Raw genomic sequence first — 11,815 nt, forward strand, 5'->3', positions numbered from 1 at the left:
CCGGTAACAAGGAGGACGCCATGACCCGCCGTTGGATCGAGCACTGGGATCCCGAGGACGACGAGTTCTGGGAAACGACCGGCAAGCGCGTCGCCCGGCGCAACCTGTGGTTTTCCGTGTTTTCCGAACACATCGGCTTCTCGATCTGGACATTGTGGTCAGTCGTGGTGCTGTTCATGGGCCCGGCGTACGGGTTCAGCGCGGCGGACAAGTTCCTGCTCGTCTCCACGCCGACGGTGGTCGGGGCGATCATGCGCATTCCCTACACCTTCGCGGTCGCGCGCTTCGGCGGTCGCAATTGGACAGTCATCAGCGCGCTTCTGCTGCTCATCCCGACAGTGCTGACCGCGGTCGTGTTGCACCCGGGTACTTCGCTCGGCACGTTCGTGCTGATGGCGGCGCTCGGCGGGGTTGGCGGAGGAAACTTCGCGTCTTCGATGGCGAACATCAACACCTTCTACCCAGAGCGGCACAAGGGCTGGGCGCTCGGACTGAACGCCGGTGGCGGAAACCTTGGCGTCGCGGTGATCCAGCTCGTCGGCCTTCTCGTCATCGGCACCGCGGGTGCGACAGCGCCGCGATTGGTGCTCTACATCTACCTCCCCTTGATCGTCATCGCCGCGACCTGCGCCGCGTTGTTCATGGACAACCTGGCCAGCGTTCGTGGTGACACCAAGGCAATGCGCGAAGTAGTCCGTTATGGACACACCTGGGTGATGTCGCTGCTGTACGTCGGCACGTTCGGTTCTTTCATCGGCTACAGCTTTGCCTTCGGTTTGGTGCTGCAGAACCAGTTCGGTCGGACACCGTTGCAGGCGGCCGCGGTGACCTTCCTCGGTCCGCTGCTGGGATCGCTGTCGCGGCCGATCGGCGGGTGGCTGTCGGACCGCATCGGCGGTGGCCGCGTCACCTTCGCGACCTTCGGTGCCATGGCGTTGGCGACCGTGGTGCTGGTGCTGGCTTCCTCGGCGAATTCACTGGCGACGTTTACCGCCGCGTTCATCGTCTTGTTCGTGCTCACCGGAGTCGGGAACGGGTCGACGTACAAGATGATCCCGGCGATCTTCCAGGTGAAGGCGCGGGCGGCGATTCAGGCCGGTGCGGACGAGGCGGCGGAATTGCGCAATGCGCGGCGGCTGTCCGGAGCGCTGATCGGACTGGCCGGTGCGATCGGCGCACTGGGCGGGTTGTTCATCAACCTCGCGTTCCGGCAGTCGTTCGCCACCGCGCACAGCGGTGTTCCGGCGTTCGTCGGATTCCTGGTCTTCTACGCGGTGTGCGTGGGTGTGACGTGGTTCGGCTATCTGCGCAAGCCGGCTGTGCGCGCGCAGGTGGCGTTGGCGGGAGCGGAGGTCTGAAATGCCTACAGTGGTGGTCGCCGGGCACGGAATGGTCGCGCACCGGTTCGTGGAGGCACTTCGAGCGGCGGACCCGGCGAGCGAATGGCGGGTGGTCGTCTTCGGCGAGGAGAACCGGCCCGCATACGACAGGGTCGCACTGACCTCCTATGTGGACAGTTGGGATCCAGCGGCGTTGGCGTTGCCGGGATCGGACTACGCCGGAGACGACGCGGTCGAGCTTCGCCTCGGCGAGGTCGTCGTTTCGGTGGATCGCGAAGCCAAGACGGTGACGACGGCGACCGGGCACGTGCAGCCGTATGACTCGTTGGTGCTGGCGACCGGTTCTCGTCCGTTCGTACCGCCAGTGCCGGGGCGGGACCTGCCCGGCGTCTTCGTGTACCGGACGATCGAAGACCTCGACGCCATTCGTGCGGCGGCGGAGCGGCAAGGGCGCGGCCGCCGGGCGGCGATGGTGATCGGCGGTGGCTTGCTCGGCCTGGAAGCGGCGAAGGCATTGCGGGACCTGGGTTTGTCTCCGCACGTGGTCGAGATGGCACCGCGGTTGATGCCGCTGCAGGTCGACGATGGCGGCGGCGGTCTGTTGCGACGCCTCATCGCGAACCTCGACGTGACCGTCCACACGGGAACCTCTACGGACGCGATCGAGTCCGACGGCTCGCGATTGCTGGCCCGGCTGGGCAACGGCACGGAGCTGGACGTCGACCTGGTGGTCTTCTCCGCTGGCGTTCGGCCTCGGGACGATCTGGCCCGGGAGTCCGGTTTGGACGTTGGCGAGCGCGGCGGCGTGCTGGTCGACGCGATGTGCCGCACTAGCGACTCAGCGGTCTACGCCATCGGCGAGTGCGCGGCGGTCGAGGGCCGCGTGTACGGAATCGTCGCGCCGGGGTACGCAATGGCGGAGGTGGTCGCGGCGCAGCTCACCGGCACCACGGCGAGCTTCCCCGAGCCGGACACCGCGACGAAGCTGAAGCTGATGGGTGTGGACGTCGCGAGTTTCGGCGATGCGCACGCGGCCACCGAAGGATCGTTGGAAGTCGCGGTGAACGACGCCGTGGCTGGGACGTACAAGAAGCTCGTGGTGACTGACGACGGCCGGACGCTGCTCGGCGGGGTCCTGGTCGGCGACGCGGCGGAATACAACACGCTGCGGGCATTGGTCGGGCGTCCGCTGCCTGCAGACCCGGGTGCGCTGCTCGCGCCGACTGGCGGCGGCGCGGCGGTCGGCGTGGACGCGTTGCCGGACGAGGCGCAGGTTTGTTCGTGCAACGGGGTTTCCAAGGGCGCGTTGACCCGCGCGATCACCGAGGACGGCTGCGATTCGGTCGGGAAGCTGAAGTCGTGCACGCGGGCGGGGACGTCCTGTGGCTCATGCGTGCCGATGCTCGCGAAGCTGCTGAACGCTTGTGGTGTCGAGCAGTCGAAGGCGTTGTGCGAACACTTCACGCAGTCTCGTGCGGAGCTTTTCGAGATCATCCGGGCGACGCGGATGACGACGTTCAGCGAGATAGTGAGCCGGTATGGCACCGGGACCGGTTGTGCGGTGTGCAAGCCCGCGGTGGCGTCGATCCTGGCGACGCTGGGCAACGGGCACATCCTCGGCGGCGAGCAGGCGGCACTGCAGGACACGAATGACCGGTTCCTCGCGAACATGCAGCGCAATGGAAGCTATTCAGTGGTGCCGCGAATTCCCGGCGGAGAGATCACGCCGGAGAAACTGATGGTGATCGCTCAGGTCGCGCAGGATTTCGGGCTGTACACGAAGATTACCGGCGGGCAGCGGATCGACCTGTTCGGGGCCACTGTGGACCAACTTCCGGAGATCTGGCGGCGGCTGGTCGACGCGGGCTTCGAATCCGGGCACGCGTACGGAAAGTCTTTGCGGACGGTCAAATCCTGCGTCGGTTCGACCTGGTGCCGGTATGGCGTGCAGGACAGCGTGGGGCTGGCGATCGACCTGGAGCTGCGGTATCGCGGCCTGCGGTCACCGCACAAGATCAAGGCCGGAGTGTCCGGGTGCGCGCGGGAATGCGCCGAAGCGCGCGGCAAGGACTTCGGCGTGATCGCCACCGAACACGGGTGGAACCTCTACGTCGGCGGCAACGGCGGAGCGACGCCCCGGCACGCGGAACTTCTCGTGTCTGATGTGGACACCGAAACCCTGGTGCGCACGATCGACCGGTTCCTGATGTTCTACGTGCGCACCGCGGATCGGCTGCAGCGCACGGCACCGTGGATCGAGGAACTGGACGGCGGGCTCGATCACCTGCGCGCGGTGATCGTGGACGACAGCCTCGGCATCTGCGAGGACCTGGACGCGGCGATGGCGAAGCACATCGAGGGCTACACCGACGAATGGCGCGGTGTGCTGGAGGATCCGGACAAGCTGGCGCGGTTCAGTTCGTTCGTGAACGCGCCGGGGACGCCGGATCCGTCGATCTCTTTCCGGGCGGAGCGGGAGCAGAAGATCCCGGTGCTACTGGGAATTCCGGAGGTGCGGCGATGACCATGACCTCATCCTGGACCGCGGTGTGCGCGGCCGCGGACATCCCGGAGTTCTCCGGGGCCGCGGCACTGGTCGACGGCCAGCAGGTCGCGGTGTTCCACGCCGGCGACGGCTGGTACGCACTGTCCAATTGGGATCCCTGCAGCGGAGCGGCTGTGCTGTCGCGGGGGATTGTCGGCGACACCGGTGGAGAACCGGTGGTCGCGTCGCCGGTCTACAAGGAACGATTTTCCCTCCGAAGCGGGCGGTGTCTCGACGCGGACGGAGTTTCGGTGCCGGTGTATCCGGTTCGCGTACGGGACGGGGTGATCGAGGTGGGCTCGCCGTGACGGACGTCCGGCCGTTGGCCGGGTTCACGGTGGGAATCACGGCAGCGCGCCGAGCTGAAGAGCTGGGCGCGCTGCTTGTGCGCCAGGGTGCGACCGTCCGTTATGGACCGGCGATCCGGATCGTGCCGCTGGCTGACGACACCGAGCTGCACGCGGCGACGATGCGGCTGCTGGAGTCGCCGGTGGACATGGTGGTGGCGACGACCGGGATCGGCTTTCGCGGCTGGATCGAGGCCGCGGAAGGATGGGGCCTCGGCGAGAAGGTGCTCGACCACCTGTCGAACGCGTCGTTGCTGGCTCGCGGTCCGAAGGCCGCCGGAGCGGTGCGGACAGCGGGGTTGGCGGAGGACTATTCGCCCGCGTCGGAGAGCAGCGCCGAGCTGTTGCAATACCTGACGGAGTCCGGAGTGGACGGACGACGGATCGTGCTTCAGCTGCACGGCGAACCGCTGCCGTACTTCGCGGAGGCCCTTCGGCAGGCGGGGGCTGAGGTGATCGAGATCCCGGTGTACCGCTGGGTGGCTCCGGCCGACCCGGGACCGCTCGACCGGCTGCTGGACGCGGTTCTGGAAGGAACGATCGACGCCTTGCCGTTCACCAGCGCGCCCGCTGCCGCGTCCACGGTCGCGATGGCGCGGAGGACTGGTCGTCTCGGTGCGCTGATCGAGGTACTGAGCAACCGGGTGGTCGTGGCGTGTGTCGGCCCGATCGCGGCCGCACCGCTCGCCTCGCTGGGCGTTCCGACTGTCCAACCGAGACGGTCGCGGATCGGCGCGCTGGCGAGAACCGTCGCCGACACCTTGGTCACGGCGTCGCCGACGTTGTATGCCGCAGGCCATGTGCTGCAGGTCCGCGGCACCGGGGCGCTGGTGGACGGCGAATGGCGCGAGATCGCTCCGGCCCCGATGGCGCTGCTGCGCGCTCTCGCGCGACAACCTGGCCGGGTGGTCGCGCGCCGGGAGTTGTCCGCTGAGCTTCCGTCGGGTGGCGAGGCACACGCGGTGGAGACGGCGATCGGCCGGTTACGGACCTCTCTCGGCGGTGCCGGCGTAGTGCAGACGGTGGTCAAGCGCGGCTATCGGCTGGCGGTGAATCCCGGCGACACCCCAGGGTCGATCGACTAACCTCGGCCTGGTGCGAATGGTCCCCATTCCGCCGGGAACGGTGACGCTCACCGACCGGCGGACAGAACGCAGCTGGACAGTCGACGTGCCCGCGTTCGAGCTAGGCGCGATCCCGGTCACCCAGGAGGAATACGGCGGCGACGGGGATCTGCCCGCTGTCGAGGTGTCCTGGTTGGACGCTGTGCGGTTCTGCAACACACTGTCCGAACGCGACGGATTGTCGCCCGCCTACCTGATCGGCGACGAGGTCGAGTGGGACCGGGCCGCCTCCGGCTACCGGCTGCCCACTGAAGCCGAATGGGAACACGCCTGCCGCGCTGGCACCGAAGGCCCCAGGTACGGAGAGCTGGACGAGATCGCCTGGTACGAAGGAAACTCCGGCGGCCAGCTGCATCCAGCCGGCGAGAAGCGTCCGAACGCTTGGGGCGCTTACGATTTGCTCGGCAACACTTGGGATTGGTGCTGGGATCTCTACGATCCGGCGGTATACGGCGAGTATCGAGTGCTCAAGGGCGGCGGCTGGGCGGACGAACACTGGAGCGTCCGGGTGTCGGTGCGCCGCCGGAGCCACCCGACGTTCCGGGTGGACGACGTCGGCTTCCGGGTCGCACGGACCGGTTAGGACTGCGCGGAGTCCCACCAGGACAGAATCCGGGTGCCGTACAGCGTCAGCCATTTCGACGGTTCCCCGGCCGGGACGTCGACCTCGAACCACATGTCGCCGCTGAGCCGGCCGTCCTGCAGCCAGGTTCCGTCCGGCCGCCGGGCGGCGCGAACCCGTTCCACCGCGTCGGCGAGCCGCGGGTCGGGCGGAATGTCGTCCACGATGGCGGCTTCGCGGAAGTGTTCGACCGCGTTGATCGCGCTGTAGTGCCACCGCACCGGATACGCGAAATGATCCACCCAGGACGCCACCTGCTCGCCGGTCGAGAGCCGGTACAGCAGCCGGCGGTCCAGCAGATACTCCTCGCCGGCCCGGCGGGCGGCGTGCGTCTCGTCGGTGCCCCCGGTCGCGATGTCGTAGGCGAGCAGGCCCTTCACCGCGTTCAGCGTCGAGTGGAAGGACGAACGCTTCGACCCCTCGACCCATTCGCAGTTCCAGCCCCCGTCGGCCAGTTGATGCTCGGGGAACCAGTGGGCGAGCCGGGAGACGTCGACGCCGAGCCAGCCGCCGTTCGCGAGTGTCCAGGCGTTGATGCAGACGTCGACCTCGCCGTCCCAGTACGGCAGATCGTGGTATTCCCACCGGGAATTCTCGGCGATCAATTCCGCGGTGCGGCGTTCGCGCAGCACCGCGGAATCCATCCCCCATTCACGCAGCATGTTGAGCGACCACGTGGTGGCCGTCCACGGCTGTCCAGTGTCCGGCCCGGGTTTGAATTGTGCCGGGAAGAAGGCGCCGCCGGCCCATTGTCCGTCCGGGTCCTGGCGCGCGAGGAGCTGCGCGCCGAAGCCCTCGGTCGCGATCTTGTGCCGGGTGGCCGTCCAGACTTCGGGCGGCGCGTCCGCTAAGTCCCGTTCGACCTGCCAGCGCAGCGTCGGGTCTGAGTCGAGCAGCCATTTCAGCACGTCAGGACTCTAGCTCGCCGGTCAAGCCCACGTCACGGAAAAGTCCTGGTAGCCCCGGGCGGACGCGACCCGCGCCGCCTCGTCCTCGGCGGTTTCGCGGTCCGCACGGCGGAGCGGATCGAATTCGGCGAGCGTGAAGGCCAGGCGTTTGCCCGACGCTTTCATGCGCCAGGTACCCATAATCTCGCCGTCGACCAATAACGCACCGGGGCTGCCGATGATTTTCCACACCTCTTTGGCCCGCGCTTTGTCCGGCACAAGTACGGCTTTGTCGCGGCCCTGCGTGTACGGATCGAGCGGCGGCAACAGGCGTACGCCAGCAGCCGACGGCGGGTTCTCCAACGCGGGCAAACGATCAGTCGGGATGAATGCCCGCCGACCGTCCACTTTGACCTCGGTTATGGCGGAAGGCCAGGTGTCGCGGACGCAAGTCTTCGCGGTGCCGAGAAAACCGGCCGCGTCGCCTTGTGTCGCGGGCCCGTTGAAGCGCAGATACTGCTCAAGAACTCGCGAAACCGCCGTCGGAACCGGACGCGTGGACATCCGTCCGCGATCCTCCAACGGCGCGAGCGTCGCCGGAGATTGCCCGGCTTCGAGCCGCGCACCGCCGTGCAGAGAGGCGATTCGCATGAGCTGTTCATGGACGTGCGTCGCATTGCAAGGACGGCACCAGCGGCTGAACGTGGGCGGCAACAGCTTCGTGATCTCCCCGCTCACCACGCCCTTGGTCATCGGCTTGGTGACCACTTTGCGAATCGCCCGCGCGGTGGTGAACACAATGTCCACAGGGGACACCTCGGCGGCCTCTAGATCCTTCTTCTGCCACAACATCCGGGCCAGTGCGTCCGGATCGTCGACCGGCACCAAGGCGGCGGTCAGCTCTGGCAGATCCGCGCGCCGGTGGAAATGCGGCGCGCCCCGGTGCGACCACACCAGGGCGAGCCGCGGATCGTCCACAAGAGACTCCGGCGGGACCGGATCCGGCATCCGCGCGGTCAACGAGAGCGCGGCGGTGTCGCGCATGCTGTCCTGCAGGCCGAGGTCCAGCAGCGGCAGGTCGTACGGATCGGCGACGGAGCGATGCAGCCCCTGCTCGGCGATCCGGTACGCCAGCGCCTGTTCGCGCGACACCTCCAGCATCCGGCCTCCTTCAGAGCGTGTAGTCGAAGGTGTACGACACGGTCGGCTCGCCCAGCACGCCGTGCACCGTGCCGGTGCCGCCGATGCCCGCCAGGTCGCCAGTTCCGGAGCCCGGCACGACCTCGAAGGTCGAGCTGATGCTCTTCGGGTCGAAGCTCCACTCCTGGCGGACCACGAACGTTCCGGCGCGACCGTCGACTGTGCCCTCGAACCGGTCGTAGCCCGGCGACGTGGTCGCGCCGCCGTCGTAGCCCTCGCCCGGGTAGTACAGCAGGTAGTCGCCGGTGGCCGCACCCTGGATCAGGCCCGAGTACTCCATCGCGGCGTGCACGTACGCGACGCGCGGGCCGCCCTCCTCGCCGCTCGCCACGTGCTCTTCCCACTTCGTCATGCCAAACGTGTTCATGCGGAGCAGTCAATCAGCCATACCTGCCATCTTGTGTCAGGTATTTCAGTCATACTTGGCGCATGCGTGCCGGCCGTTTGCTCACCGTGCTTCTCCTGCTGCAGAACCGCGGCCGGATGACCGCCGACGAACTGGCCGCTGAGCTGGAGGTTTCGGTCCGGACGGTGTACCGGGACATCGAAGCGCTGTCGGCTTCGGGGGTGCCGGTGTACGCCGACCGCGGCCGCAGCGGCGGGTACCAGCTCGTCGACGGCTACCGGACCCGGCTGACCGGCCTCAACGAGGACGAAGCCCAGTCGCTGGCGCTCGCCGGGCTGCCGGTAGCGGCCGCTGAGCTGGGGCTCGGCACAGTGCTGGCGGCCGCGCAGCTGAAGCTGTACGCGGCGTTGCCGCAGGAGTTGCGCAGCCGCGCCGGTCGTGTCGCGGAACGGTTCTACCTCGACGTTCCCGGCTGGCATCGCGGCATCGAAAGCCTGCCGACGCTGTCCGCGGTCGCCGACGCGGTGTGGTCCGCGCGGCGGATCCGCGTCCGGTACGAACGGTGGGGACAGCGCGAGGTCGAACGGGTGCTGGAGCCGCTCGGCCTGATCCTCAAAGCGGGCAACTGGTACCTCGCCGCGCGGTGCGAGGGGACCGATCGCACCTATCGGATTTCGCGCATCCACGAGCTGACCGACCTCGGCGAGGAGTTCGAGCGACCGGCGGAATTCGACCTCGCCGGTTACTGGCAGGAGTGGTCCGAGCAGTTCGAACGCCGGATGTACCCCCGAAAGGCGACAGTGCGCCTCTCGCCGCGCGCCCAAGCTCTCGTACCGTTCTACGCGGGCAGTGTCGGCGCCCGGGCGCTTCGCGAGGCAGTCGCCGCCGGAGCGGAACCGGACGGCGACGGATGGTTGACGATCGACCTGCCGGTCGAACCGGGAGAACCGGCGATCGGCGAACTGCTGCGGTTCGGGCCGCATCTGGAAGTGCTCGCGCCGGAGGACCTGCGGACGGAACTGGCGGCGGCGATCCGGGAGATGGGACAGGCGTATGGGTGAGCTGGACGGCGTGCGGATCGGTGTCACAGCCGAACGGCGCGCGGACGACCTGATCGGCGCGCTGCTCAGGCACGGCGCCGAAGTGCGGCACGCGCCGACAATCACGATCATCCCGCTAGCCGACGATCCGGAACTGCGCCGAGGCACCGAAGCCGTCCTCGCCGCGCCCATCGACCTCACGGCGGTCACCACCGGGGCCGGGTTCCGCGGCTGGCTCGACGCCGCCGAAGGCTGGGGTCTTCGCCAGGAGCTGCTGGACTCGCTGGCCGGGTCGCGCATCTTCGCGCGCGGGCCGAAAGCGGTCGGCGCAGTGCGGGGCGTCGGTCTGCGCGAGGAGTACTCCGCGCCCGGCGAGACCAACGACGAGCTGTTCGGCGCGCTCACCGCCGCGGGTGTCGACGGCGAGCGAGTGGCGCTGCAACTGCACGGCGCGCCACTGCCGGAGTTCACCGTTCCGCTCGCCGCGGCGGGGGCGTCGGTGCTCGCGGTGCAGCCCTACCGCTGGCACACGCCGCCGAATCCGGAGCCGGTGTACTCGTTGATCCACGAAGTGCTGTCCGGAGAGCTGGCCGCGTTGGTGTTCACCAGTGCCCCGGCCGCGACGAACTTCCTGACGCTCGCCGACGAATCCGGTCGCGGCGCGGAGCTGCGCGAGACCCTGCGCGGTGGCACGGTCGTCTGCGCGTGCGTTGGTCCGGTGACCGCAGCGCCGTTGGAGGCAGCCGGAATCAGCACGCTACAGCCGGAGCGTCAGCGGCTGGGCGCGTTGGTGAAGCTAGTGGTCGCGAAGCTCGGTTAGGACGCTTCGGCCTGCTGTCGTCCCGCGGCTTCTTCGCTGAGGCCTTGCCGCCAGTAGCCGGTGAAGCAGATAGCGGTCTTCTCGAAGCCGCGCTCGCGGACAAGGTGTCGCCGAACGAGCTTCACGACGCCTGCTTCGCCGGAAACCCACGCGTACGGCGTGCCGTTAGGCAACTCCGCCGCGCGTACGGCATCTACGAGCGCTTCGCCGTGCGTACGCGCACCGCGGACCACCCAGTGCACTTCGACCGCACCGTTGGTCTCGAAGGTCTGTCGCTCGGAGCGGTCCGGGATCTCGACGTACACCGACGCGCGCGCCGACTGCGGCAGCCGCTCGAGAATCCCGCCGATCGCCGGCAACGCTGTCTCGTCGCCGACCAGCAGTTGCCACGTCGTCCCGTCCGGCACGTCGTACAACCCGTGCGGCCCGAGGAACGCGACCCGGCCGCCGACCTCCGCCTGCCCCGCCCACGCCGAAGCCGGACCGCCGCTCTCTTCATGCAGCACGAAGTCGACGTCCACCTCGCCGCTCTCCGGACGTGCCGCGCGCACCGTGTACGTCCGCATCGGCGGCCGGACGTCGTCGGGCATCGCGAGGTACCGGCGATACCAGGAGAGCACGTCGTCCTCGCCCATCTCGGCGGGTGGCAGGTGCGGCTCCTCGTCGCCGGGCAGCGGGAAGAACACCTTCACGTACGCGTCCGGCGCCGCCGGGCCGGCCGCCGCGAGACCCGGGCAGTCGAACGTGACCCGAGCCATGTGCGGGGTGACCCGCCGGACCGCGGTGACCCTGCCGGGGTGGTAAGTCAGGACGCTCATGAGGTGAGGCTAACCTAAAATGCACGGGGCGGGCTATGCCTGGGGAGGATGGCGGACGCCACGCTTTTCGGCCCGAGGGTGCCGTCGCGAGGGTGTTTTCGCGGGGCCGCTGTGGCGAGGGCGCTGTGGCGAGGGCGCTGTGGCGAGGGCGCTGTGGCGAGGGCGCTGTCGTTGGTGCCGCCGAGGTGCTGGCCGCGGGCGCGACGCCATCCCGGTCGAGTGCCGAGCCGGAGCACCGTGGCAGCTCATGAGCGGTGCTCGGGCGGAGGTCCGTGAGGGGAACCCTGAGGGAATCAGAGTCCGTGAGGGTTCCCCTCACGGACCTCTCGGTCGCGCGGTGGGGTGGGCGGGTGCCGTCCTCTGGAAGCTCTAGAACAAGCCGGGGGGCTCATCCTCGCCAGGCTCGTCCCCGTCCGGACGCCAGCGGTACTTCCGCAGGTCCACCTTTTCCCCGTCCGCCAGCACGCCCTCCGCGCGCAGCCGCTCCAGCTGTTCGTGCAGCAGGTGCGGCGCGGGAGTCCCGTTCGCGCGGAGGATGCGGTGCCAGGGCAGGTCGTGGCCGTCCTCGGCGAGGGCGCGGCCGACCATGCGCGGAGAGGGAGCACCGGAGAGCGCTGCGACGTCGCCGTACGTCGCGACTGTCCCCGCGGGTACGTCGGCGATGACTGCGCGTATCCGCTCGTGCAGTTCGTCGTTCATGACCCGGCAGATGATAGTCCCGCCGAG

General features: G+C 68.6%; 12 protein-coding genes. 7 read left to right on the forward strand and 5 right to left on the reverse strand.

Going from position 1 to position 11,815, the window contains the following annotated elements; translation table 11 throughout:
- The first annotated feature begins 20 nt into the window (after positions 1 to 20).
- From ACZ7SW_RS21780 to ACZ7SW_RS21800, 5 genes are read left to right on the forward strand one after another with little or no spacing between them, the layout of a single operon-like run.
- Positions 21 to 1,358, forward strand: a complete 1,338-nt coding sequence (locus tag ACZ7SW_RS21780) for a nitrate/nitrite transporter (RefSeq protein WP_470232233.1) — start codon at positions 21 to 23, stop codon at positions 1,356 to 1,358.
- Position 1,359: 1 nt separating this feature from the next.
- A complete protein-coding gene (nirB, locus tag ACZ7SW_RS21785) occupies positions 1,360 to 3,864 on the forward strand; it encodes a nitrite reductase large subunit NirB (RefSeq protein WP_470232234.1) in 2,505 nt (834 codons plus the stop codon).
- Complete coding sequence (gene nirD / locus ACZ7SW_RS21790) at positions 3,861 to 4,193, forward strand: nitrite reductase small subunit NirD (protein ID WP_470232235.1); 333 nt, start codon at positions 3,861 to 3,863, stop codon at positions 4,191 to 4,193. The genes nirB and nirD overlap by 4 nt, the downstream gene beginning before the upstream one ends.
- A complete protein-coding gene (locus ACZ7SW_RS21795; RefSeq protein WP_470232236.1) occupies positions 4,190 to 5,317 on the forward strand; it encodes a uroporphyrinogen-III synthase in 1,128 nt (375 codons plus the stop codon). The genes nirD and ACZ7SW_RS21795 overlap by 4 nt, the downstream gene beginning before the upstream one ends.
- 16 nt (positions 5,318 to 5,333) lie before the next feature.
- A complete protein-coding gene (locus tag ACZ7SW_RS21800; RefSeq protein WP_470232326.1) occupies positions 5,334 to 5,939 on the forward strand; it encodes a formylglycine-generating enzyme family protein in 606 nt (201 codons plus the stop codon).
- On the opposite strand, the gene ACZ7SW_RS21805 is transcribed toward ACZ7SW_RS21800, so the two are convergent.
- From ACZ7SW_RS21805 to ACZ7SW_RS21815, 3 genes are read right to left on the reverse strand one after another with little or no spacing between them, the layout of a single operon-like run.
- Entirely contained in the window at positions 5,936 to 6,886 is a 951-nt protein-coding gene (locus ACZ7SW_RS21805; RefSeq protein ID WP_470232237.1) for a squalene cyclase, read from the reverse strand. The genes ACZ7SW_RS21800 and ACZ7SW_RS21805 overlap by 4 nt on opposite strands.
- A gap of 21 nt (positions 6,887 to 6,907) precedes the next feature.
- Positions 6,908 to 8,026, reverse strand: coding sequence for a winged helix DNA-binding domain-containing protein (locus tag ACZ7SW_RS21810; RefSeq protein ID WP_470232238.1), 1,119 nt, complete (start codon positions 8,024 to 8,026; stop codon positions 6,908 to 6,910).
- Positions 8,027 to 8,036: 10 nt separating this feature from the next.
- Positions 8,037 to 8,432 (reverse strand): DUF3224 domain-containing protein, encoded by a 396-nt coding sequence (locus ACZ7SW_RS21815; RefSeq protein WP_470232239.1) that lies wholly within the window; start codon positions 8,430 to 8,432, stop codon positions 8,037 to 8,039.
- Positions 8,433 to 8,494: 62 nt separating this feature from the next.
- Between ACZ7SW_RS21815 and ACZ7SW_RS21820 the strand changes: the two genes are divergently transcribed.
- Both ACZ7SW_RS21820 and ACZ7SW_RS21825 read left to right on the forward strand, forming a co-directional pair.
- Positions 8,495 to 9,472, forward strand: coding sequence for a helix-turn-helix transcriptional regulator (locus ACZ7SW_RS21820; RefSeq protein ID WP_470232240.1), 978 nt, complete (start codon positions 8,495 to 8,497; stop codon positions 9,470 to 9,472).
- Entirely contained in the window at positions 9,465 to 10,271 is an 807-nt protein-coding gene (locus ACZ7SW_RS21825) for a uroporphyrinogen-III synthase (RefSeq protein ID WP_470232241.1), read from the forward strand. The genes ACZ7SW_RS21820 and ACZ7SW_RS21825 overlap by 8 nt, the downstream gene beginning before the upstream one ends.
- Here ACZ7SW_RS21825 and ACZ7SW_RS21830 read toward each other — a convergent pair.
- Positions 10,268 to 11,089: a siderophore-interacting protein gene (locus tag ACZ7SW_RS21830; protein WP_470232242.1), complete on the reverse strand. Its 822-nt coding sequence runs from the start codon at positions 11,087 to 11,089 to the stop codon at positions 10,268 to 10,270. The two genes, ACZ7SW_RS21825 and ACZ7SW_RS21830, sit on opposite strands and share 4 nt — an antisense overlap.
- A 369-nt stretch (positions 11,090 to 11,458) precedes the next feature.
- Entirely contained in the window at positions 11,459 to 11,788 is a 330-nt protein-coding gene (locus tag ACZ7SW_RS21835; protein WP_067585909.1) for an MGMT family protein, read from the reverse strand.
- Positions 11,789 to 11,815 lie beyond the last annotated feature (27 nt).

The sequence above is a fragment of the Amycolatopsis sp. NPDC114484 genome, assembly GCF_055633755.1.